Raw genomic sequence first — 21,113 nt, forward strand, 5'->3', positions numbered from 1 at the left:
AGATCGCCGGATCAGATCAACCCGGCCAGCTTCAACCAATGGCGGTAGAACCCTTCCGCCACCTGGTTCATCGCCGCCACTCGCTGCGGCAGACCGTCGAGCATGACTGCTGCGCTCTCCTGGCTTGGCTGACTGGGGTCGAGGTATTCCGGGAAACCGTTGACCCAATCGCTGACCAGTTCCTCGGTCATTTCCGGGTGGCCCTGCAGGCCGAGGATGCGATCGCCATAGCTGAAGCCCTGGTTCTCGCACCAGGGGCTGGACAGCAGGCGCGTGCCGCCCTCGGGGATATCGAAGGTATCGCCGTGCCACTGGTAGATCGGGAATTCGTCGGGCAGGTGCGCCAGCCATGGGCTCTGCCCTTCCTGGCGGCGCATCGGCTGCCAGCCGAGCTCGGTGTACGGCAGGCGGTGGATATCGGCGCCCAGCGCCTTGGCCAGCAACTGGCCGCCCAGGCAGTGGCCGATCATCGGCACATCGCGCTCGATGAAGCGGCGGATCGCGGCGATCTCGTCGCGCAACCATTGCAGGTCGTCGTTCACGCTCATGGGCCCGCCCATGATGGCGACGGCTTTCGGCCGCTCCAGGTCGTAGCCTTCGAGCTCACCCAGATCGACGCGGCGCACGTCGAACGGCAGTTGCAGACGGTCGAGCAGCGCGCCCAGGTGGCCGGGCGGGCAGAAATCGACGTGGGTCAGGATCAGGATATCGGTCATGGTCACCTCCGCGCGGCAGTCTGCCGCATCGGTGGCGGTGAGGAAACCTGGCGTGTCCGCAAGCGCGTCCTTGCACGACTGCCGCCCGCGCTGCTTCCCGGACGAGGAAAGGCGCGCCGTCACAGCTGGCGACGGCGCGCATTTTCATGCTTGCGGGTGAAAAACGCGGGTAGAAGATCGGCCGCCGAAAGACGGCTCAACGACGTGTTGCGATCAACGCAGGGAGGTGACCTCCTGAGTCACACCCCATCCATCGAGCGTACCGCCCAGTGGCACCACGACTTCCTCAAGGTCGTGTTCGAAATCGCCGATAGCGGCATGGGTGGCGAACATCACCTTGCTGATCTGCAGGTTCCAGCCGCCGTCATCGCGCGCTTCGACCTGGGTTCTCAGCGACTCGCCGCGAAACTGCCGGGCAGCTTTGCGGGCGTTCTGTTCATCGGAAAAGATGGCGAAAAAATCGATGGGATGAATACGAGCGAAATCGAAGCCACCTTCCTTCATCCGGCGCAACACGTTGACGCTGATATCCTCCGAGAGGGGCTTTTCCATGGTACGCACCTCCTGTCGAGACGTTCAGAGTGTATTCCCCGCCAACGAACGCGGCCTTGGCGGTCGCGTTCCGGGCACTTCAGTGTGCCGCCGGGAAACGTCAAACGACGCAACGTCCCCCGAAATGGTGGCCAACTCCGCCGAACGCGCCGAGCGGCGCAGCGAAAATATACCGGCCACATTGCTCAGCGTAGCGTCTCGGCGCCCGACCTGCCGCTACTTTGACGCTTTGCTCCGCTCGGCGGCGACAGGCGGCGGAAAGCGCAATCCCGCAGGGCTAGCCGCCCAGCGCGATGCACAGGCCCGTCATGGCAACGCCAAGGGCCGTGAAGCCCAGCGCCCCCGGCCAGGGGGAATCGCCGGACCAGCGGCTGAGCAGCCAGCCCAGGCCAAACAGCATGACCACGCCGATCCCCTGGGCGATGCGCAGCGCCATCAGCTCGTCCGGTACCAGCCACAGCGGCAGGATCAGCGGCAGGGTGATGCCGCTCACCAGCAGCACGATCAGCAACGCCGCCAGCCAGACAGCGGCGCCACCACTGAGCGGCTGACCAGTGCCCAGCTCCGAAGCCATCAGCCGCTGGCGCAGGCTCCAGACCTCATCCGGGTGGAGCACTGCCACCAGCCTGGGCGGCAGGAACTCGTCGAGCCCATCGCGGAAATCCGTATCGTTCGAGACGCCCCGCAAAGCGCGCAGCCGCCCGTGCTGGTGCACCCGCTCGACCCGCAGGCGCACCAGCAGCATCAGGGCGTCCACCACGCCCCAGGCGACATTGCAGCCCAACGCGGCGACGATCAGGTCCTGTCGGCTCGCACCGCCACTGGCGGCGGAGATCACCGAGATGATGGTCAGGGTCATGATCACCCCGTAGGTCATCTCGCTGATCCGGTCGAACGGTGTGGTGATGTCCTGCAGCACTCGCTGCCAGACAGAGGGCTGGGGGTCGGGGATTCGCTGCATGGGACGGCCTCCTTCGCCGCCCCTGCAGTCTACTCAGGCACGGCTGAGCCAGGCCATCACCCAGCGGTTGATCGCCGGGGGCGACAGCTGCCCGGACCAGTACATGGCGCGGAACATCGCACCGATGGGCCGGTGCACGCCGCCACTCTGGGCCTGCCGCCAGGCGGCCCGGGCGATGTCTTCGGCGACCAGGGTGACGCCCAGGCGGCGCAGTACCGGCGGCTCGAAGGTCTGGCTGGCGACCATCGGCGTACGCACGAACGGCGGCATCAGGTCGGCGACGCGGATGCCCAGTTCGCGCCACTCCAGCTCCAGCGCCTCGGTCAGCCCACGGATGGCAAACTTCGACGCCGAATAACTGGCCATCTGCGGCACGCCATAAAGCCCGGAAGCCGAGCCCATGTTCAGCACCTGCGCACCAGGCGTGCGCTTGAGGTACGGCAGCGCGGCATAGCAACAGTTGAGTACGCCCTGCACGTTGATGGCGATGATGCGGTTGTGCTCGGCGAGGCTGATGTCCTCGAAACGCCCGAAGCGCAGGATGCCCGCGCAGTTGAACAGCAGGCGGAGATGGCCGCCGTTGGCTTCGGCGAACGCGTTCAACGCCACCGTCACTGCGTCAGCATCGGTAACGTCCAGCGCCCGTTGCCAGGCGCCGCCCAACTCGGCAGCCAGCGCCGCCAGTGGCTCGGGATTGAGGTCGATCAGGCCGACGCGCCAGCCGCGCTGGTGGAACAGTTTTGCGGTGGCGGCGCCGATGCCCGAGGCAGCCCCACTGATCAGGATGGAGTTCATCGGCGTGCTCCCTGCAGATGGCCGGCGAGATAGTTGGCAACGTCCTGCAGCGCCCGGTCGGCCACATCCAGCAGGCCGGCGTGAGCCTGGAACACGTGCCAGCAGCCGGGGAAGCGCTGCAGTTGCACGGTGTTGCCGTAGCGCCGCGCGGCATCGGCGAAGCGCAGGCTGTCGTTGCGCAGCACCTCGTCCTCGCCGACCTGGATCAGCAACGGCGGCAAGCCGGTGAGATCGGCATGCAGCGGCGACACCTGTGCGTCCGCTCGTGGCACGCCCGGCGGGCAGAACATCTCCATCGCGCTGTCCATCCAGGCTTGGGTGATCAGCGGGTCGCCCGCCGCCGGTGCATGCAAATGCTCACCGGAGAGATCGGTGACCGGCGAGAAGGTCACTAGAGCCCCCGGAGCCGGCAGGCTCTGGGCTCTGGCCTCCAAAGCCAGCTGCAAGGTCAGGTGACCGCCGGCGGAATCCCCGGCCACCGCGATGGCGGACGCGGGGATGCCCTTGTCCAGCAGAGCGCGGTAAGCCGCCACGGCGTCTTCGCGCTGGGCGGGGAAGCGATGTTCGGGCGCCAGGCGGTAGTCGATCACCCACACCTCGGCCTGGCAGCGCCGCGCCAGGTTGGCGGTGATCGCCCGGTGGGTCGCCGGCGAGCCAATCAGATAGGCCCCGCCATGCAGGTAGAGGATCACCCTGCCCTCGCCGCCCCCATCAGGACGCCAAACCTCGGCCGGGACGCCGCCCAGCGTCGTCTGCTGACGATGCACGCCGCGAGGCGTCAGGGTGGCGGCCGTCAGCCCGCGCAGCAATGCACGTTGAGCCTTCACCGGCAATTGCGGGCCCATCAGCCCGCGGAACAGCAGGTTGAGCGTGCCACGCAGGGTGGCGGTCAGGAGTTTCTGGCGGGTCGACAGCGCTACCACGGGTTCAACGGATGCAGTCATAGTCGGCGAACTCCGGCTGGCGGGTCTGTTGGCGGTAACGGAAGGTGAAGCCCGGCCAGTTGACGGTATTGCGGCCGCTTTCGGTCTTGTACCAGCTGCTGCAACCGCGCTCCCAGATGGTGTGCTGCAGGTCGTGCTGCAACTGGCGATTGAAGCCCTGCTGTACCTGCGGCTTGAGGTCCAGGTACTTCAGGCCCTCGCGCTGGATTCGTTGCAGGCAGCCGAGCACGTAGGGGAACTGGCTCTCCAGCATGTAGATGATGGAGTTGTGCCCCAGGTTGGTATTCGGCCCGTAGAGGATGAAGAAGTTGGGGAAACCGCTGACGCTGATGCCCTTGTACGCCTCGGCGCCGTCGCTCCAGGCCTGGTTCAGCTCGCGTCCGGCAAGGCCGGTGATGCGCATCGGCGCAAGGAACTCGGTGGCGGCGAAGCCAGTGCCATAGATGATCGCGTCCACCGGATGACGCTGGCCGTCGCGAGTGACGATAGCGTCTTCAGTAACCTCGCGGATGCCGGTGTCCACCAGCTTCACATTGCTGCGCGCCAGCGCCGGGTAGTAGTCGTTGCTGATCAGGATGCGCTTGCAACCCATGGGGTAGTCCGGCTGCAGCCGCGAGCGGAGCTGCGGGTCGGCGATGCTCTTGCGCATGTGCAGGTGGAAGCTGATCCGCATGAATTTCATCATCGGCGGGAACACCGTGAAGGCCAGCGCCCGTGCCTCGTGCTGCACGTACTTCAACCCACGGTCCAGGCGCTGCAGCCAGGGCAGGCGCGCCTTGATCCGGCGTTCCCAGTCCGCGTAGGGACGGTCCGGCTTGGGAATCACGTAGGCGGCGCTGCGCTGGAACAGCAGCAGCTCGGCGACTTTCGGGGCGATCTGCGGGACGAACTGGATGGCACTGGCGCCGGTGCCGACCACCGCAACGCGCTTGCCCTCCAGCGGCGCGCCGTGGTCCCACTGCGCGGAGTGGAAAGCCTTGCCCCGGAAGCGCTCGATCCCCTGCAGCTTCGGGATCAGCGGGCGGCTCAGCTGGCCAAGGGCGCAGACCAGCGACTGGGCGCGCAGCTCCTCACCATCGGCGCAACTCACCCGCCACTCGCCGGCTGCTTCATCGAAGCTCGCCTCGCTCACTTCGCAGTTGAAGCGGATGCGCTCGCGCAGGCGGTACTTGTCCGCGCAGTGCCGCGCGTACTCGAGGATTTCCGCCTGGGGCGCGAACTTGCGCGACCAGTCGGCCTTGGGTTCGAAGGAGAAGGAGTACAGGTGCGAAGGCACGTCGCAGGCAGCGCCCGGATAGACGTTCTCGCGCCAGCAGCCACCGACGTCGGCAGCCTTTTCGAGGATCAGGAAGTCCTGGATGCCCGCTTGCTGCAGGCGGATCGCCAAGCCCAGGCCGGCGAAGCCGGCGCCGATGATCAGCACGCGCGGGGCGGCCGATCGACGGGAAGGTGTTGTCATTGTTGTGCTCCCGGTTTCGAGGTCCGCACGGCGGCGGATGACAACATCCTAGTGCGACTTCCTGCCAGGGGTTATGGCATAGTCGGACATAAAATTGTGACTTTCGGTCACCCCCGCCCTTCGAGGTCCCGATGCCCGCCACTCCACCCTGGTCGCCCCGGCGCAGCGCCATCAGCGTGCAGCTCATGACCCAGTTCGGCCTCGACCACGGCATGACCCTGGAACAGTGCCTGGACGGCACCGGCCTGGACATCGGCGTGCTCGCCGACCCGGGCGCCGAGGTGGAAGCCACCCAGGAACTGGAGCTGCTGCGCAATATCAACCGGCACATCGGCCAGCGCCCCGGCATCGGCCTCAAGGCCGGCCTGCGCTATCACCTCAACACCTATGGCATCTGGGGCTTCGCCCTGCTCAGCAGCTCGACCTTCCTCAGCGCCGCGCACCTGGGGCTGCGCTACCTCGACCTGACTTACGCCTTCCACCGCATGACGCTGGAGGAGCACGACGGCGAGGCACACCTGGTGCTGGACGATGCCGCCGTACCGGAGGACCTGCGCGACTTCCTCATCGACCGCGACGGCGGTGGCGTGCTGCGCATCCAGCGCGACCTCACCAACCAGCCACCGCCGATCCGCCAGGCGCTGTTCCGCCGCGAGGCGCCGGCCGACCTGCAGCCGTACATCGATGAACTGGGCGTGACGCCGCTCTTTGGCCAGGCGGAGAACCGCATCGTCTTCGACAGCCGCATCCTCGAAATGCCGCTGCCCGGCGCCAATCCCGAGGTGGCACGCCGCTGCGAGGAACAGTGCCGCGCCCTGCTCGCCCGGCGCCAGGTGCGCACCGGGCTGTCCGGGCAGATTCGCGACCGCCTGCTGGGTACGCCGGGGCGGCTACCGGACATGGAGCAACTGGCAGATGAGCTGCACATGACCTCGCGCACGCTGCGTCGCCGGCTGGAAACCGAAGGCAGCAGCTATCGCGCACTACTGGATGAGGTGCGCCAGGCGCTGGCCGAGGAGTTGCTGGCCACGGGGGCGATTCGTCTGGAGGAGATTGCCGAGCGGCTCGGCTATGGCGAGGTGTCGAACTTCATCCACGCCTTCCGCCGCTGGAAAGGCGTGACGCCGGGGCGCTTCCGCCGCGGCTGAGTGCTCGGAAAGCTGGCGCTTAGAAGACCAGCTTGTAGCCGATCATCGCCAGCATCACGGCCAGGCAAGGCCGCAGGATGCCGTCCGGAATGCGCCCGGCGAGGTGGCTGCCGACGTAGATGCCCGGCAACGAACCGATCAGCAGGTAGCCCAGCAGGCCCCAGTCCATGTTGCCCATGCTGGCGTGGCCGAGGCCGGCGACCAGGGTGAGCGGTACGGCGTGGGCGATCTCGGTGCCCACCAGACGGCGGGTGGCGAGGAAGGGATAGAGGATGAACAGCGCCACGGTGCCCAGCGCGCCAGCGCCGATGGAGGTCAGCGCGACCATCGCGCCGAGGATGGCGCCGGTAATCACGGTCAGGCTGTTCAGCTTCGAGCCGCTGAAGTGGAAGCTGTCGCCAGCGTGGCGCTGGGCAAAGGCCAGCACCTGCTTCTTGAACAGGACCGCCAGCGCAGTGAGCAGCAGCACGACGCCCAGGGCGTTCTTGATCACGGCGTTCATGGCCGCGGTATCGGTGTGCAGGCTGTGCAGGAACAGCAGCGTCAGCGCCGCCGCCGGGACGCTGCCCAGGGCCAGCCAGCCGGTGATGCGCCAGTCGATGTTGTCGTTCTTGCGGTGAACCAGGACGCCGCCGGACTTGGTGATGGCGGCATAGAGCAGGTCGGTGCCTACCGCGGCGGCAGGGTTGATACCGAACCAGAGCAGGATGGGCGTCATCAGCGAACCGCCGCCGACACCGGTCATCCCAACGATAAAGCCTACGACAAGACCCGCGACTACAAACCCGATATTGCCGAAATCCATCTACGCGTCCTGACTGGCGAAACTGATCACCTCGTGGTGTGGCCGGGAGGATACTGACTTTTCTTATAATCCATTAGACCGATGTGGTCTTACTTTATAACTTCCTCTTGCTGCAGCGTGGCACCCTCCCTGTAGGAGCGAGCTGGCTCGCGAACCGCCCTGGCCTAGTGGTTTGGGCATTGTTCGCAAACAAGCTCGCTCCTGCGAAAGGCAAAACCCTCGCCCATGAAAAAGGGGCCCGAAGGCCCCTTTTCACTGAACTATCTCATCACTTCGCGTCGGGCTTGCCGTCCACCACGCCAGCGGTGTTGTCCAGCAGGCTCTTGGTCGCAGTCTGGATGAAGGACTCCAGGCGAACGCGCAGGCTCTCCTGGTCCGGCGCGCTATCCACACGCTTCACGCCGAAGTCGCTTCCCAGCTTGTAGTCGTAGACGCGGATGTCGCCTTCCTTCGGCCGGATCAGGATGCGGTTACCGGAAATCACGGCGACCACCTGCTCGCTGCCCGACGGCTTGATGACGCCGATGCCCTTGTCGCCAGCCGGCAGGTTCAGCAGGTCGCGGCCCCAGCACTGGTGACGCACTTCGCCGCCCAGGCGGCCCATGATGGTCGGCACGATGTCGATCTGGGTGCCGACGGTGTCGCGGGTCGCGCCGAACTTCTCCTGGATGCCCGGAGCCACCAGCAGCAGCGGCACGTTGAAGCGGAACAGGTCCATCTCGGTCAGTTGCTCGGGGCTGCCGAAACCATGGTCGCCGACGACCACGAACAGGGTGTCCTTGTAGTACGGCGATTTCTTCGCCTTCTCGAAGAACTGCCCCAGCGCCCAGTCGGAATAACGCATGGCGGTCAGGTGCTCGTCGAGGCTGCCATTACCGGTCACGCGTTCTACCGGCAGATCCTTGGGCAGTGCGTAAGGCACGTGGTTGGACAGGGTCTGCAGCAGGGCATAGAACGGCTTGCCGGTGGCGTGCAGCTTGTCCAGCTCCTCGTTGCCGCGGGCGAACATGTCCTGGTCGGACACACCCCAGGTCGGGTCGGAGAACACCGGGTTGACGAAGTCGTTGCGGCCGATGAACGAGGTCATGCCCTGGTTGGCGAAGAAGCCGGACTGGTTGTCCCAGGCGAAGTCGCCGTTATAGACGTAGACGTCCTCGAACTTGCGCGCCGACAGCAGCTGCGGCAGGCCGGAGAACTTGTGGCCACCCTCGGGCGTCTGCATCAGGTATTCGAAGCCCGGCAGGTTGGGGAAGCACGCCATGGTGGCGAACATGCCCTGGTGGGTGTGGGTGCCGTTGGAGAAGTACTGGGTGAACAGCAGCCCTTCCTTGCTCAGCTTGTCGAAGTACGGCGTGATGTCGCCCTTGCCGCCCAGCGCACCGACGTAGTGGCCGGCGAAGCTTTCCATCAGGATCACCACGACGTTCTTGATCGGCAGGGTGCCATCGGCAGGCGGGGTGTAGTCCCGGCGCACGGCGGCCTCATCGGCGTCGACCAGCTTGTCGTCCGGCATCACCAGCATCTGGCGCACCACGTCGCGTGCCTGGTCTACCGGCAGGGTGGCCTTCCAGATGTTGTCGCGGTCTTCGGAGAGGAAGCGGCTTTCGGCAGCCTTGATCAGGCTCAGGGTGCCGTTCAGGCCCAGCTGGTTGGCGAACATCGAATCCGTGGTGAAGGCGTCGCCCCAGCGCAGCGGCGGGCCCTGGCGCAGGGTGCCGCGGGCGGCGACCACGCAGACCACGATCACCACCAGCATCACGGCCACACGGATGTACCAGGCGGCGGCGGACGGACCGGAAGCATCCGGACGGGTCGCGCGGTCGATACCGCGGAACACCAGGTACAGCAGCCAGGTAGCGAAGGCCCAGGCCAGCAGGTAGCGGACCACCGGGTAGCCGTACCAGATCATGCTCATGACCGTCTTTGGGTCTTCGGACATGTACTGGAACACCAGGCTGTTCAGGCGCTGGTGGAACTCGCGGTAGAAGTCCATCTCCAGCACGCCGAGGAACAGCGTGATGCTCGCGGCGATGGTCAGCCAGGCTTTCCACAGCCAGCGCCAGCCCATGGCGCGCACGCTGGCGATGGCGAACACCAGCGGGGCGACGATGTAGACCACGGCGCGGATATCGAAGCGCATCCCGGTGATGAAGGCCTCGACGAAGGTGGACGCCGGGGTGCTGCCGATCAGTTCGCGGTTGTAGATCAGCAGCGCTACGCGCAGCAGGGAGAACATCACCATCAGCGCAACGACGCTGAGCGCGGTGAACGCCAGGTGGCTGGACACGGTCGGCCGCGTGAGGCTCGCACCGGTCTGGCGGTTGGTCAGGACTTCTGATTGGCCCATTTCTTGGTTCCGTTTTGAACGTTCAGGGTTCGAAGGAGCGTCGCCATGGCCGGACAGACGAACTGCCCGCGCGAGCGCGAAAGGCTGCGGCATTACACCGCAAAAGCAGCGGCGTCGCATTCTATTGTGCGCGCCTTAAGCGGACATTAAGCCTGGCCATGCATTCGTATCGGGATGATGCAAGCGTGAATGGGCGCAGGTGGGACCGCCTGACGGCGGGGATAGTGCCGGGCGGCATGTGAAGAAAATGTCCCGATGGACAAGCAATCCGGGACATTGCGCCCCGGCCCGCCACGCGCGGAGCGTGGCGGGCGGCGCTGGATCAGTCGTTGGCCGGCTTGCCGATGGCCTGCAGCACATACTGCGGCAGGGCGAAGGCCCCCTGGTGGATGGCCGGGTTGTAGTAGCGGGTCTGGATACCGCTGGCAGCGAAGCGCTGGGCCAGGATGGCCGCGTCGACCTTGCGCAGCGCCGGGTTGGTCGAACCCCAGGCGAAGGTCATCGAGCCGCCGATGTAGGTCGGCACGGCCGCCTGGTAGAAGTGCCAGTCGGCGAACAGGCCGTTCATGCGGCCAGCGGTGTTGCGCACAGTGTCCAGCTGCATGAACGGCGTGCCGTTCTGGGTCACCAGCACGCCACCTTCGTTCAGGCAGCGGTGGCAGGCCTGGTAGAAGTTCTCCGAGAACAGCACTTCGCCCGGACCGATAGGGTCGGTGGAGTCGGAGATGATCACGTCGAACTTCTCCGTGGTGGTGGCGACGAAGCGCATGCCGTCGTCGATCACCAGGTTCAGGCGCGCATCGTCGAAGGCACCCTGGGAGTGGTTGGGCAGGAATTCCTTGCACATGTCGACCACGGTGCCGTCGATCTCGACCATGGTGATGTGCTCGACGCTGGCGTGCTTGGACACCTCGCGCAGCATGCCGCCGTCGCCGCCGCCGATGATCAGCACGCGCTTGGCCGCCCCATGGGCGAGGATCGGCACGTGAGTGAGCATCTCGTGGTAGATGAACTCATCGGCCTCGGTGGTCTGGATCACGCCGTCCAGCGCCATCACCCGGCCCATGCGGGCATTCTCGAAGATCACCAGGTGCTGGTGCTCGGTGCGCACCTCGTGGAGCATCCTGTCGACGCTGAAACGCTGGCCATAGCCGTCGTAGAGGGTTTCCTGGTAATCGTGCATGCAGTGGGCTCCCGTCGGGACAAGACACTAGGAGGGGACGGCCGGGCCGCCCCGAAAGAGGCGCGCATTCTACGTGCCGGAAGATGACAGGTCGAACCCTGCCGTCGGCGCTCTCCCTCTCAGGTGCCGGCCACGCCAGTTTGAAAGTCAGGCGCGGGACGACAGCCCGGCGCGCAACAGGTAAGGTCGCGGCATGAAAAGCACAGCCACCGATTCCCGCATCATTCGTCTGCCCTACCACGCCCCCTGGGACTGGCAGCAGTTCCACGACCACTTCGCCCTGCGCAGCCTGGCCGGCGTCGAATGCCTGTCGCCCCGGCGCTATGCCCGCAGCGTGCGACTGGGCGCGGAAAGCGGCTGGTTCAGCGTCACGCCGCTGGACGACAGCGCCGAGCTGGAACTGGAACTGCACCTGCCGGCCGCCCATGCCGAAGCGCTGACGGCGCGGGTGCGCAAGATGTTCGACCTGGACAGCGACCCCGCCCACATTGCCGGGCACCTGGGCGGTGACGCCGTCCTCGGCCCACTCCTGCTGCAGGCTCCCGGCCTGCGCCTGCCGACCGCGTTCGACCCGTTCGAGCAGGCCGTGCGCGCCATCGTCGGCCAGCAGGTCACGGTGAAAGCCGCCGTGACCATAGTCGGGCGGCTGGTGCAGCGCCTGGGCGAAGCGCTGCCCGGCAACGTCGAAGGCCAACCGACCCGTCTTTTCCCCACCCCCGAGGCCTTGGCCGAAGCCGACCTCGCCGGCATCGGCATGCCCGGAAAGCGCGTCGAGACCCTGCAGCGCTTTTCCGCCGCCTGCGCCAGCGGCGCGCTGGCGCTGCACGTCGACGACGGCGCCGAGGACCTGGTGAAGCGCCTCTGTGCCCTCCCCGGCATCGGCCCCTGGACCGCCGAGTACGTCGCCCTGCGCGCCTTCGGCGATCCCGACGCCTTCCCCGCCGCTGACCTGGGGCTGCTCAAGTCACCGGTCTGGGGCGCCGAAGGCATCACCGCCCGCGAACTGCAACGCCGCGCCGAAGCCTGGCGACCCTGGCGCGCCTACGCCGCCGTCTATCTGTGGCATGCCTATTCCCAGGCCGGCCGCACCGGAGGATGACCATGCACTACCGCTACCACGACAGCCCCACCGGCCGCCTGCTGCTGGCCGGCGACGAAGGCGGCCTGCGCATGCTCTACATGGACCTGGAGACCCGCCACTACCCTCAGCCGGACTGGCACCAAGGCAGCCCGCTGCTGGACGACGTGGCGCGGCAGCTGGACGAGTACTTCGCCGGCAAGCGCCAGCGCTTCGATGTGCGCCTCAATACCGGCGGCACCGAGTTCCAGCGCCAGGTCTGGCAGGCGCTGCTGGAAATCCCCTACGGCTACACCACCGTCTACGCGGAACTCGCGCGGCGCATCGGCCGGCCCAAGGCAATTCGGGCGGTGGGCGCGGCGAACGGCGCCAACCCGATCAGCATCATCGTCCCCTGCCACCGGGTGATCGGCAGCAACGGCAGCCTCACTGGCTATGCCGGCGGCCTGCCACGCAAGGAGTTGCTGCTGCGCCTGGAGGGCGCACTGGAAACGGCCTAGCCGTCCGCTCTAGGAGAAGTCGAAGGCGGTCTGCGCTGCCTGCGGATCGACGTAGCCTTCCAGCGCCAGCATGCGCATCTTCGAGGTACTGCCGCCCGGCGCGGAGAAACCGCCGGTCTTGCCGCCGCTGGCGAGTACTCGGTGGCAAGGAATGATCAGCGGGATCGGGTTGCTGCCCATCGCCTGCCCCACCGCGCGGGACAAGCCGACATCACCGAGGCGCCGGGCGATCTCGCCATAGGTGGTGGTCTCCCCGCGGCCCAGCTGGAGAATGTCGTCGTAGACTCGGCGATGAAAATCACTCTGCCCGGACAAGTCCAGCGGCAAGGTCTCGAACGACACCGCCTCGCCCTGCGCATAGCCGAGGATCAACCGCCGGGCTTCATCGATGAACGCCGGCCAGTGGGCGGTTTCGCTGCCGAGCTTGGCGAAGCGCTCGCGCACGCTGTGCACGGAATCGCCCGGCAGATAGGCGCGCGTGATCCCCTGCGGGCTCCAGGCGAGCCCGAACCAGCCGAGGTCTGTTTCGATCAGGCAGTAATGCATCGGACGAGTCTCTATCCCTATGCCCTATCCCGCAACCCTTTCCGCCTTCAGCACGACATCGCACCAACGGCGCAGTTCGCCGCCGATGGCGCTGGCCGGATCGCCCTGGCGCTCGAAGGCCCACCACAGCTGCGCGCCCTGCCACTGGCTGGCCATCAGCCGGCCGAGTACCGACTGCCGCTGCGGGTCATCGCTCAAGCGCCGCCCCAACGCCTTTGCCAACGTGACGCCCCACTGCGCACCGCGCTCGCGAAGCAGCGGATCGCGCATGTCTTCCCTCAGGATCAGCAGGCCTTCGGCGTAATCGGTCTCGCCCTCACCCACCGGGAACATCGCCACCAGCATCCGGACCGCGCCTTCCGGGCTCAGCTCGGCGCTCTCGTCCAGACGTGCGGTCTGCTCATCCAGTTGGTCCCAGGCGCGCAGCAGCACGGCACGGAGGAAATCCGCCTTGGTCGCGTACCGCTGCACCAGTGTCGCGGCGGAAAGCCCGACCTCGCGCCCCACGGCGGCGAAGGTCACCGCCTCCGGTCCTGCGCGCACCATCAGCAGCATGGCGGCGTCGAGTATCGCTTCGTCGCTTACTGTCTTGGTTCGAGCCATGCCAGTCTCTTTTATAAATGAACATTCATTTATATATTGGCACAAAGCTTATCCAGGGAGACGCCACATGGCCAGAATTCTCGGCTACATCGCCACCAGCCTCGACGGCTTCATCGCTACACCGGAACACGGGCTGGACTGGCTGTTCAGGCATGACCAACTGCAGTTGGGCGAACATGACTACACCCTGTTCCTCGAGCGCATTCGCACGGTGGTCATGGGCCGCGCGACCTACGACTTCCTCGCCAATGATCCCGGCCCCTGGCCCTACGGCGAACAACGTGTGCTGGTAGTAACCTCCCGTCCCATCGACGCCCCGAAGGGCCCGCTGGAAACCCGCAGCGATATCGATACGCTGATCGGCGAACTGCGCGCATTGGAAGATGGCGACGTATGGATGCTCGGCGGCGGCCAACTGCAGATGGCCTTCCTCGAACGCGGGGCGCTGGATGAGCTGGAGATCTACGTGATGCCGGAGATCATTGGCGGCGGTTTTGCGCTGTTCCCCGCCACCGGGCTGCGGGTGTCGCCGACGCTGCTGTCGGCCAAGGTCATCGAGCCGGGCTGCGTGCGGCTGCACTACCGATTCGGCTGAGGATTTCGCGCTCCTGCGAAGGCTCAAGCGAGGCATCTGACCTGTAGGAGCGGGCCATGCCCGCGATCGCGCCCACGGGGCTCTCCTACAGGGAGCGGTACGGCATCTAGATCTTCACATTCCCCCGCGGCCCCGCTACCGCCCAGATGATCAGGCCCAGCACCGGCAGGATGACGATCACCAGGATCCAGATGATCTTCATCGACATCTCGGCGTTGCTTTTCACCACGTTGATGATTGCCCAGATATCCAGGGCAAAGATGATCAGGCTGATCAGGCCACTGAGGGTCGAGCCCATTTGGAAGATCCTTCTATGAGAGTGTCGGCCTGATCAGCATAGCTGCCCGTACCACAACGGCACGGGCCTGGGGCTCAAACCCGCGCCGGGTCGATCACCGCAAAGCTGGCCACCGTGTCGTGGCCTTCCAGCACGCCGCCTTCGCGGGCCAGGCCGATGGTCTGCAGGCCGGCCTGCTGCGCGGCGTCCAGCTCCTGGACGATGTCGGAGAGGAACAGGATGTCTTCGCCCGGCAGGCCGATGGCGGCGGCGATGCGGCGGTAGGACTCCACCTCGCGCTTGGGCCCGCTGGTGGTGTCGAAGTAGCCGGAGAACAGCGGCGACAGATCGCCGGCCTCGGAGCAGCCGAAGATCAGTTTCTGCGCCTGGATCGAGCCGGAGGAATAGACGTACAGCCGGTAGCCCTCGGCGTGCCAGTGGCGCAGCGCGTCGACGGCGTCCGGGTAGACATGGCCCTTGAGCTGGCCGGCGCGGTAGCCCTGCTCCCAGACCATGCCCTGCAAGGCCTTTAGCGGCGTGGCCTTGCGGTCTTCGGCGATCCAGCCGAGGAGGATTTCGATGCAGCGTTCGGTGTCGGCGTTCGCCTCGCCGCTGTCGGTGCGCACGGCGGCGAGTTGCTCGGCCACGGTCGGCTCGTCGGCATGCTCACGCACGAAGTCCGGCAGGTGCGCGGCGGCATAGGGAAAGAGCACGTCGAAAACGAAGCTGACCGCGCTGGTGGTGCCTTCGATGTCGGTGAGGATGGCTTTGATGGGCATGGGGACTCCAAAGGCCCGCCTTTAACCCAGGCGGACGGATATGGCGGTAGAAGCGAGCTTGCTCGCGAACAATCCCCGTTGCGGACTCGGTTCGCGAGCAAGCTCGCTCCTACGAAAACAGACAGCGTCCCCACTCACTTGCAGCGACGGGAGACGCCGCAATCGATCAGTCTTCCAGCAACGGAAAACGCTTGGCGATCTCATCACCCGTGAATTTCGCGACCCAGCCTTCGGCATTGTTGAACAGGCGGATGGCGACGAAGTGCGGGCGCTCGCCCATGTCGAACCAGTGGCGGGTGCCGGCGGGTACCGAGATCAGGTCGTTCTTCTCGCACTGCACGGCGTAGACGTGGTCCTCGATGTGCAGGGTGAACAGCCCGCGGCCGGCGACGAAGAAGCGTACCTCGTCCTCGCCATGGCGATGTTCATCGAGGAACTTGGCGCGCAGTTCATCCTTTTGCGGATGGTCGGCCGTGAGGCTGACCACGTCGACGGTGACGTAGCCCTCCTCTTCCTGCAGGCGACGAATCTCGTGCTGGTAGGCGGCGATCACTTCTTCCTGGCTGGCACCGGGGACGATGGGGGCATTGGCCGCCCAGCGCTGGAAGCGCACGCCCAGCTCGCCGAGGGTGGAGGCGATGTCTTCGGCGTGGGTCAGCAGCTTCAGTGGCTGCTCGGGGTTGGACTCGTGGTAGACGGTCAGGCTGCTCATGGTCGTTATCCTTCTGGGCTATTTCCGCAAAAGCGGGCCGGATTCGCTCAGCGCGTGCCGCCGCGAAGGCTCAGTACTTTCAGTTCGCATTCGAAGAGGAATTCGAAGGCTTCGATCTGGCGCAGGGCATCGGCCATGCGTGGGCCCCAAGTGTACAGGCCGTGGCCGCGGATCAGGTAACCGGGGCAGTCCGGATGCGCCTCCAGCCAGGGCTGCACCTTGGCGGCCAGGCGGGCGATGTCCTGATCGTTGTCGAAGATCGGCACCGTGACGCGGCCTTCGTGGGTGCTGACGCCGGCGAAAGCCTTCTGCAATTCGTAGTCTTCCAGCTCCAGGCGGTCGCCAGCGGTCAGGCGCGACAGCACGGTGGCGTTGACCGAATGGGTGTGCAGCACCGCGCCGATCTCCGGGCGCCAGGCGTAGAGCTGGGTGTGCAGCAGGGTTTCCGCCGAAGGCTTCTTGCCCGGCTCCAGGCTGTTGCCGGCGAGGTCGGTTTCCAGCACGTCGTCCTCGCCGAGCTGGCCCTTGTGCTTGCCCGAAACGGTCAGCAGCGCACGGTCGGCGGCCAGGCGCGCGGAATAGTTGCTGCTGGTCGCCGGCGACCAGCCACGGCCATAGAGGAAACGGCCGGCCTCGATGATCTGTTGGGTCAGCTGTTCACGGGTGTCGTTCATGCGGGTCCTCGTTCAGACGGGTCCAGATGATGAAGGCGGCGGCCAGCGCAGCGACGCTGGCAATGGCAAAGGTCCAGGCCGGGCCAAGGCTACCCCAGCTGTAGCCGGAGTAAAGCGCGCCCAGCGCGCCGCCCGTCCCCGCCAGTGCGGCGTAGAGCGCCTGGCCCTGCCCCTGCTGGCGGGCCTGGAAGCTGCGCTGGACGAAATGAATGGCGGCGGCGTGGAAACTGCCAAAGGTCGCCGCGTGCAGCAACTGGGCAAACAGCAGCACCGGCAGGTGCCCGGCCAGCGTGCCCAGCAGCAACCAGCGCAAGGCCGCCAGCAGGAAGCTCGCCGCCAGCACCTGGCGCAGGGAAAAGCGCTTGAGCAGGCGCGGCATGACCAGGAACAGCAGCACCTCGGCCACCACGCCCAGCGCCCAGAGCTGGCCGATCAGCCCGCGGGCATAGCCGAGCGCTTCCAGGTGCAGGGTCAGGAAGGTGTAGTACGGGCCGTGGGACAGCTGTATCAGGCACACGCACAGGTAGAAGGCCAGCACACCGGGCTTGAGCAACTGTTTCAGGAAGCCTCCGGCGCCGGCCTCATCCTGCCGCGCCGGCGGCTGGGCATTCGGCACCCACCAGCTGGCACCGACAATCCCCAGCATGATCGCCAGCAGCGCCAGCGGATAGGCGTCCAGGCTGGCGAACTCGAACAGCCAGCCCAGGCCGACCACGGTGCAGATGAAGCCGATGGAGCCCCACAGGCGCACGCGGCTGTAGGTTTCCGTGCGCCCCTTGAGATGCGCCAGGGTGATCACTTCGAACTGCGGCAGCACCGCGTGCCAGAAGAACGCATGCCCGGCCATGATCAACGCCAGCCATGCGTAGCTGTGGCCGAGGAAGATACCGGCGAAGCACAACGCCGTGCACACCGCGCCAAAGCGCACGATGGCCAGCCGCTGGCCGCTGCGGTCGCCCAGCCAGCCCCACAGGTTCGGCGCCACGCAGCGCATCAGCATGGGGATGGCGACCAGCTCACCGATCCGCGCGCTGGAAAAGCCCAGGTGATGGAAATACAGCGCGAGGAACGGCGCCGTTCCGCCCAGCAGGCAGAAGTAGAAGAAGTAGAAACTGGACAGCCGCCAGTAGGGAACCTGCGTCATCGGCGGCGCGACGAGCCCTTCGCGAACCGTGTGGCTCGCGGAGGGCCCAGGTCGATCAGAGCTGGCCGAGGACCGGGGTGCCGACCTTCACGTCGGCATTCTGCGCGCGGTGGCGCAGCAGGTGGTCGAGCAGCACGATGGCCATCATCGCCTCGGCGATGGGGGTCGCGCGGATGCCCACGCACGGGTCGTGGCGACCCTTGGTGATCACGTCCACCGGGTTGCCGTCCACGTCGATGGAACGGCCAGGGGTGGTGATGCTGGAGGTCGGCTTGAGCGCCAGGTGGGCGATGATCGGCTGGCCGCTGGAAATACCGCCGAGGATGCCGCCGGCATTGTTCGACAGGAAGCCTTCGGGGGTCAGCTCGTCGCGGTGCTCGGTGCCGCGCTGGGCGACGCTGGCGAAGCCGGCGCCGATTTCCACGCCCTTCACCGCGTTGATGCTCATCAGCGCGTGGGCCAGTTCGGCGTCCAGGCGGTCGAAGATCGGCTCGCCCAGGCCCGGCGGTACGCCTTCGGCGACCACGGTGATCTTCGCGCCGACCGAGTCCTGGTCACGGCGCAGCTGGTCCATGTAGGCCTCCAGCTCCGGCACCTTGTCCGGGTCGGGGCTGAAGAAGGCGTTGTCTTCGACGCTGTCCCAGGTCTTGAAGGGGATTTCGATCGGGCCGAGCTGGCTCATGTAGCCGCGCACGCGGATGCCCATGCCCGCCAGAGCCTTCTTGGCGATGGCGCCGGCGGCCACGCGCATGGCGGTCTCGCGCGCCGAGGAACGGCCGCCGCCACGGTAGTCACGGATGCCGTACTTGTGGTGGTAGGTGTAGTCGGCGTGGGCCGGGCGGAACAGGTCCTTGATCGCCGAGTAGTCCTTGGACTTCTGGTCGGTGTTGCGGATCAGCAGGCCGATCGGGGTGCCGGTGGTCTTGCCCTCGAACACGCCGGAGAGGATTTCCACCTCGTCGGCTTCCTGGCGCTGGGTGGTGTGACGGCTGGTGCCGGGCTTGCGGCGGTCCAGGTCGCGCTGCAGGTCTTCCAGGGAAATCTCCAGGCCGGGCGGGCAGCCGTCGACGATGGCGACCAGCGCCGGGCCGTGGCTTTCGCCAGCGGTGGTGACGGTGAACAGCTTGCCGTAGGTGTTGCCGGACATGCGAGGCTCCGCGAAAAGACTGGGATTCGAAAAGGCCGAGCAGTATACCTGCGTCAATCCGCCCTGCGAACCTTCGCCGCCCGCGAGGATCAAAGCGCCATCAGCCCCATCGCGAAGTCCTCGATGCGCCGTCTTGCCCTGTTCTGCCTCCTTTTCATCGCCGCCCTCGCCCAGGCCGCGCCTACCAGCATCCTGCAACGCCCGTACGACCTGGACACCGGCCACGGCGTGCTGCGCGGCACGATGCTGCTGCCACAAGCCGAGAACCCACCGCCGGTGGCCCTGCTGATCGCCGGCTCCGGCCCCACCGACCGCGACGGCAACAATCCCGAGGGCGGGCAGAACGCCTACCTGCGCAAGCTGGCCGAGGCGCTGGCGGAGAACGGCATCGCCAGCGTGCGCTACGACAAGCGCGGGGTGGCCCGCAGCCTGCCCGCAGCGCCGCGCGAGGAAGAGCTCAGCGTCGAGGCCTACGTCCGCGACGTGGTGGCCTGGAGCGACAGACTGGCCCATGACCCGCGCTTCGGCCGGCAGATTCTCATCGGCCACAGCGAAGGCGCACTGATCGCCAGCCTCGCAGCGCCGCAAACCCACGCCGAGGGACTGGTTTCCCTGGCCGGCAGCGCCCGCCCGATCGGCGACGTGCTGCGCGAACAGCTGCAGGGGCGCCTGCCCCCGCCCCTGCTGGCCCAGGCCGACCAACTGATCGACAGCCTGCAGGCCGGGCAGTTGCAGCCCAGGGTGCCGGAGCCACTGAAGGTGCTGTTCCGCCCCAGCGTGCAGCCCTACCTGATCTCGCTGTTCCGCCAGGACCCGGCCCGCGCGTTCGCCACGCTCAAGCTGCCCACCCTGATCCTGCAGGGCACCAACGACATCCAGGTCGGCGTCGAGGATGCGCAGGCGCTCAAGCGTGCCAAGCCCGACAGCGACTTCCACCTGATCTCGGGGATGAACCACATCCTGCGCATCGTTCCGACCAGCGGTCCGCAGCAGATCGCCTCCTACAACAACCCCAACCTGCCGCTGGCCCGCGAGCTGGTGCAGCGCGTCACGACTTTCATCCGGCAGGCGCAGACCTTGCCCGGTGGCACCCTTGCGGAATCTGGAGCGAACGTCTCAAGAAATCCGCCGGTGCGTCGATAAACCACGGGAGAGCCCTGGTCACGCCCACCAGGCCCCGAGGTAGATCCCCATGACCGAAGCCGAACAGACCGCCGTCGCCGCCGACGAGGCCGCCGCCCGCCCGCACCCGTGGGCCGAGCTGGCGCCGGAACACTATCGCCTGCTGCGCCTGGCGCCGCTGCCCACCGACCGCAGCACCGGTGCGCGGCCGCTGCGTTTCGTCCAGCTCGGCCGGGTGGAACGCCACAATGCCGAGCAGAGCCTGCTGCGCCTGACCGTTCAGGTGCCCGGCCAGGTGCTGCGCAAGGAAGTGAACCTGCTGGAAGTCTGGGCGGACCACCGCAACAAGGAAGTGCGCTTTGGCGCCGACTCAGGCTTCGCCACCGACCCGCTGAACCGCGGCCTCGGGCGCTTCCTGCTGGCCCAGGGGGTGGCCTGGGCGAAAAAGAAGTGGTCGCACTACCGCGTCGAAGGAGGCGCGCTGGCGATGAAGGACGCGCCCAACGAAGAGGCCCGGCAGCGCCGCGACCACTTCCTGCGCGCCCAGGGCTTCGACGTGATCTACGAGGATTCGCGGCTGTTGAAGGCGCGCTACAGCGTCGGCCGGGTCAGCGAGCTGTATGACGACTGGCACAAGGACAAGGTGCAGATAGTCCCGCTGCTGGAGGCCGGCTCCATGCTGGAACAGGCCGACCAGAACCTCGCCACCCAGTCCAACGAGATCCGCAGACTGGAACAGCGCATCGAGACCTTCCGCCGCGACGACACCAGCCTGCGCTTCACCATCGCCTGCCTGACGGTGTTCGCGGTGTTCCAGGCGGGATTGCTGATCTGGATTGCCACGCACTGAGGCGTGGCGTGGCGTCTTTGGCTTTCCGCCGACCGTTCGGCATGGCCGGATAGCGATCGCGGACGAAGTCCGCTCCCACCCACAGCCTACCCCCGCGTGGGAGCGGACTGCGTCCGCGATAGGCCGAGCCCCACGCCGAATCCAAGCCGAAGCTTTTTTGTAGGAGCGGGCCATGC

At 66.6% G+C, this 21,113-nt stretch carries 23 protein-coding genes; 6 read left to right on the plus strand and 17 right to left on the minus strand.

What is annotated here, in order from left to right; all coding sequences use genetic code 11:
* Positions 1-11: 11 nt before the first annotated feature.
* The 6 genes from UB43_RS04030 to UB43_RS04055 form a co-directional block, all read right to left on the minus strand.
* Positions 12-716 carry a type 1 glutamine amidotransferase gene (locus tag UB43_RS04030; RefSeq protein WP_045208618.1) on the minus strand — a complete coding sequence of 235 codons (705 nt, stop codon included), beginning with the start codon at positions 714-716 and terminating at the stop codon, positions 12-14.
* Positions 717-929: 213 nt separating this feature from the next.
* On the minus strand, positions 930-1,268 hold the full coding sequence (locus tag UB43_RS04035; RefSeq protein ID WP_045208619.1) for a ribonuclease E inhibitor RraB: 339 nt from the start codon (positions 1,266-1,268) through the stop codon (positions 930-932).
* A 277-nt stretch (positions 1,269-1,545) separates the two neighbouring features.
* A complete protein-coding gene (locus tag UB43_RS04040; protein WP_045208620.1) occupies positions 1,546-2,229 on the minus strand; it encodes a hypothetical protein in 684 nt (227 codons plus the stop codon).
* 33 nt (positions 2,230-2,262) lie between these two features.
* Positions 2,263-3,024: an SDR family oxidoreductase gene (locus UB43_RS04045; RefSeq protein ID WP_045208621.1), complete on the minus strand. Its 762-nt coding sequence runs from the start codon at positions 3,022-3,024 to the stop codon at positions 2,263-2,265.
* Positions 3,021-3,968 (minus strand): alpha/beta hydrolase, encoded by a 948-nt coding sequence (locus UB43_RS04050; RefSeq protein WP_045208622.1) that lies wholly within the window; start codon positions 3,966-3,968, stop codon positions 3,021-3,023. The genes UB43_RS04045 and UB43_RS04050 overlap by 4 nt, the downstream gene beginning before the upstream one ends.
* Positions 3,952-5,427, minus strand: coding sequence for an NAD(P)/FAD-dependent oxidoreductase (locus UB43_RS04055; protein ID WP_045208623.1), 1,476 nt, complete (start codon positions 5,425-5,427; stop codon positions 3,952-3,954). Before UB43_RS04055 ends, UB43_RS04050 begins: the two co-directional genes overlap by 17 nt.
* Before the next feature lie 131 nt (positions 5,428-5,558).
* Here UB43_RS04055 and UB43_RS04060 point away from each other — a divergent pair, with 131 nt between their 5' ends.
* Positions 5,559-6,575, plus strand: coding sequence for an AraC family transcriptional regulator (locus UB43_RS04060; protein ID WP_045208625.1), 1,017 nt, complete (start codon positions 5,559-5,561; stop codon positions 6,573-6,575).
* A 19-nt stretch (positions 6,576-6,594) separates the two neighbouring features.
* Here the strand turns inward: UB43_RS04060 and UB43_RS04065 are convergent, their stop codons facing one another.
* The 3 genes from UB43_RS04065 to speE form a co-directional block, all read right to left on the minus strand.
* Positions 6,595-7,380 carry a sulfite exporter TauE/SafE family protein gene (locus UB43_RS04065; protein WP_045208628.1) on the minus strand — a complete coding sequence of 262 codons (786 nt, stop codon included), beginning with the start codon at positions 7,378-7,380 and terminating at the stop codon, positions 6,595-6,597.
* Between the two features lie 268 nt (positions 7,381-7,648).
* On the minus strand, positions 7,649-9,727 hold the full coding sequence (locus tag UB43_RS04070) for an LTA synthase family protein (protein WP_045208631.1): 2,079 nt from the start codon (positions 9,725-9,727) through the stop codon (positions 7,649-7,651).
* A 322-nt stretch (positions 9,728-10,049) separates the two neighbouring features.
* Positions 10,050-10,910, minus strand: a complete 861-nt coding sequence (gene speE / locus UB43_RS04075; protein WP_045208634.1) for a polyamine aminopropyltransferase — start codon at positions 10,908-10,910, stop codon at positions 10,050-10,052.
* Positions 10,911-11,103: 193 nt separating this feature from the next.
* Between speE and UB43_RS04080 the strand changes: the two genes are divergently transcribed.
* Complete coding sequence (locus tag UB43_RS04080; protein WP_045208637.1) at positions 11,104-12,009, plus strand: DNA-3-methyladenine glycosylase; 906 nt, start codon at positions 11,104-11,106, stop codon at positions 12,007-12,009.
* Positions 12,010-12,011: 2 nt separating this feature from the next.
* Positions 12,012-12,488, plus strand: coding sequence for a methylated-DNA--[protein]-cysteine S-methyltransferase (locus tag UB43_RS04085; protein ID WP_045208640.1), 477 nt, complete (start codon positions 12,012-12,014; stop codon positions 12,486-12,488).
* Positions 12,489-12,497: 9 nt separating this feature from the next.
* Here the strand turns inward: UB43_RS04085 and UB43_RS04090 are convergent, their stop codons facing one another.
* Complete coding sequence (locus UB43_RS04090) at positions 12,498-13,034, minus strand: methylated-DNA--[protein]-cysteine S-methyltransferase (RefSeq protein WP_045208642.1); 537 nt, start codon at positions 13,032-13,034, stop codon at positions 12,498-12,500.
* Positions 13,035-13,058: 24 nt separating this feature from the next.
* Entirely contained in the window at positions 13,059-13,637 is a 579-nt protein-coding gene (locus tag UB43_RS04095) for a TetR/AcrR family transcriptional regulator (RefSeq protein WP_045208643.1), read from the minus strand.
* Positions 13,638-13,704: 67 nt separating this feature from the next.
* Between UB43_RS04095 and UB43_RS04100 the strand changes: the two genes are divergently transcribed.
* Positions 13,705-14,232 carry a dihydrofolate reductase family protein gene (locus tag UB43_RS04100; protein WP_045208645.1) on the plus strand — a complete coding sequence of 176 codons (528 nt, stop codon included), beginning with the start codon at positions 13,705-13,707 and terminating at the stop codon, positions 14,230-14,232.
* Between the two features lie 106 nt (positions 14,233-14,338).
* Here the strand turns inward: UB43_RS04100 and UB43_RS04105 are convergent, their stop codons facing one another.
* The 6 genes from UB43_RS04105 to aroC form a co-directional block, all read right to left on the minus strand.
* On the minus strand, positions 14,339-14,530 hold the full coding sequence (locus tag UB43_RS04105) for a PLDc N-terminal domain-containing protein (RefSeq protein ID WP_045208647.1): 192 nt from the start codon (positions 14,528-14,530) through the stop codon (positions 14,339-14,341).
* Between the two features lie 74 nt (positions 14,531-14,604).
* Entirely contained in the window at positions 14,605-15,288 is a 684-nt protein-coding gene (mtnC, locus tag UB43_RS04110) for an acireductone synthase (protein WP_045208649.1), read from the minus strand.
* A 166-nt stretch (positions 15,289-15,454) separates the two neighbouring features.
* Entirely contained in the window at positions 15,455-16,000 is a 546-nt protein-coding gene (locus UB43_RS04115) for an acireductone dioxygenase (RefSeq protein ID WP_024765430.1), read from the minus strand.
* A 47-nt stretch (positions 16,001-16,047) separates the two neighbouring features.
* Positions 16,048-16,674, minus strand: a complete 627-nt coding sequence (locus UB43_RS04120) for a methylthioribulose 1-phosphate dehydratase (RefSeq protein ID WP_045208653.1) — start codon at positions 16,672-16,674, stop codon at positions 16,048-16,050.
* On the minus strand, positions 16,658-17,818 hold the full coding sequence (locus tag UB43_RS04125) for an MFS transporter (protein WP_045208655.1): 1,161 nt from the start codon (positions 17,816-17,818) through the stop codon (positions 16,658-16,660). Before UB43_RS04125 ends, UB43_RS04120 begins: the two co-directional genes overlap by 17 nt.
* 55 nt (positions 17,819-17,873) lie before the next feature.
* On the minus strand, positions 17,874-18,965 hold the full coding sequence (gene aroC, locus UB43_RS04130; protein WP_045208657.1) for a chorismate synthase: 1,092 nt from the start codon (positions 18,963-18,965) through the stop codon (positions 17,874-17,876).
* 123 nt (positions 18,966-19,088) lie between these two features.
* On the opposite strand from aroC, the gene UB43_RS04135 reads away from it, so the two are divergent.
* Together UB43_RS04135 and UB43_RS04140 are read left to right on the plus strand one after the other, a co-directional pair.
* Entirely contained in the window at positions 19,089-20,108 is a 1,020-nt protein-coding gene (locus UB43_RS04135) for an alpha/beta hydrolase (RefSeq protein ID WP_045208660.1), read from the plus strand.
* 49 nt (positions 20,109-20,157) lie between these two features.
* A complete protein-coding gene (locus UB43_RS04140; RefSeq protein WP_045208663.1) occupies positions 20,158-20,937 on the plus strand; it encodes a hypothetical protein in 780 nt (259 codons plus the stop codon).
* The last annotated feature ends 176 nt before the right edge of the window (positions 20,938-21,113 follow it).

It is taken from the genome of Pseudomonas sp. 21 (assembly GCF_000955805.1).
In the GTDB taxonomy this organism is placed as follows: domain Bacteria; phylum Pseudomonadota; class Gammaproteobacteria; order Pseudomonadales; family Pseudomonadaceae; genus Pseudomonas.

What these genes read in the sequence shown, in the direction of transcription:
- UB43_RS04100 (WP_045208645.1), top strand. Translation starts at nt 13,705, where the DNA reads ATGGCCAGAATTCTCGGCTACATCGCCACCAGCCTCGACGGCTTCATC.
- UB43_RS04135 (WP_045208660.1), top strand. Translation starts at nt 19,089, where the DNA reads ATGCGCCGTCTTGCCCTGTTCTGCCTCCTTTTCATCGCCGCCCTCGCC.
- UB43_RS04140 (WP_045208663.1), top strand. Translation starts at nt 20,158, where the DNA reads ATGACCGAAGCCGAACAGACCGCCGTCGCCGCCGACGAGGCCGCCGCC.
- UB43_RS04065 (WP_045208628.1), bottom strand. Translation starts at nt 7,380, where the DNA reads ATGGATTTCGGCAATATCGGGTTTGTAGTCGCGGGTCTTGTCGTAGGC.
- UB43_RS04055 (WP_045208623.1), bottom strand. Translation starts at nt 5,427, where the DNA reads ATGACAACACCTTCCCGTCGATCGGCCGCCCCGCGCGTGCTGATCATC.
- UB43_RS04115 (WP_024765430.1), bottom strand. Translation starts at nt 16,000, where the DNA reads ATGAGCAGCCTGACCGTCTACCACGAGTCCAACCCCGAGCAGCCACTG.
- UB43_RS04080 (WP_045208637.1), top strand. Translation starts at nt 11,104, where the DNA reads ATGAAAAGCACAGCCACCGATTCCCGCATCATTCGTCTGCCCTACCAC.
- speE (WP_045208634.1), bottom strand. Translation starts at nt 10,910, where the DNA reads ATGCACGATTACCAGGAAACCCTCTACGACGGCTATGGCCAGCGTTTC.
- UB43_RS04105 (WP_045208647.1), bottom strand. Translation starts at nt 14,530, where the DNA reads ATGGGCTCGACCCTCAGTGGCCTGATCAGCCTGATCATCTTTGCCCTG.
- UB43_RS04045 (WP_045208621.1), bottom strand. Translation starts at nt 3,024, where the DNA reads ATGAACTCCATCCTGATCAGTGGGGCTGCCTCGGGCATCGGCGCCGCC.
- UB43_RS04060 (WP_045208625.1), top strand. Translation starts at nt 5,559, where the DNA reads ATGCCCGCCACTCCACCCTGGTCGCCCCGGCGCAGCGCCATCAGCGTG.
- UB43_RS04050 (WP_045208622.1), bottom strand. Translation starts at nt 3,968, where the DNA reads ATGACTGCATCCGTTGAACCCGTGGTAGCGCTGTCGACCCGCCAGAAA.
- mtnC (WP_045208649.1), bottom strand. Translation starts at nt 15,288, where the DNA reads ATGCCCATCAAAGCCATCCTCACCGACATCGAAGGCACCACCAGCGCG.
- UB43_RS04095 (WP_045208643.1), bottom strand. Translation starts at nt 13,637, where the DNA reads ATGGCTCGAACCAAGACAGTAAGCGACGAAGCGATACTCGACGCCGCC.
- UB43_RS04040 (WP_045208620.1), bottom strand. Translation starts at nt 2,229, where the DNA reads ATGCAGCGAATCCCCGACCCCCAGCCCTCTGTCTGGCAGCGAGTGCTG.
- UB43_RS04085 (WP_045208640.1), top strand. Translation starts at nt 12,012, where the DNA reads ATGCACTACCGCTACCACGACAGCCCCACCGGCCGCCTGCTGCTGGCC.
- UB43_RS04125 (WP_045208655.1), bottom strand. Translation starts at nt 17,818, where the DNA reads ATGACGCAGGTTCCCTACTGGCGGCTGTCCAGTTTCTACTTCTTCTAC.
- UB43_RS04090 (WP_045208642.1), bottom strand. Translation starts at nt 13,034, where the DNA reads ATGCATTACTGCCTGATCGAAACAGACCTCGGCTGGTTCGGGCTCGCC.
- aroC (WP_045208657.1), bottom strand. Translation starts at nt 18,965, where the DNA reads ATGTCCGGCAACACCTACGGCAAGCTGTTCACCGTCACCACCGCTGGC.
- UB43_RS04035 (WP_045208619.1), bottom strand. Translation starts at nt 1,268, where the DNA reads ATGGAAAAGCCCCTCTCGGAGGATATCAGCGTCAACGTGTTGCGCCGG.
- UB43_RS04120 (WP_045208653.1), bottom strand. Translation starts at nt 16,674, where the DNA reads ATGAACGACACCCGTGAACAGCTGACCCAACAGATCATCGAGGCCGGC.
- UB43_RS04070 (WP_045208631.1), bottom strand. Translation starts at nt 9,727, where the DNA reads ATGGGCCAATCAGAAGTCCTGACCAACCGCCAGACCGGTGCGAGCCTC.
- UB43_RS04030 (WP_045208618.1), bottom strand. Translation starts at nt 716, where the DNA reads ATGACCGATATCCTGATCCTGACCCACGTCGATTTCTGCCCGCCCGGC.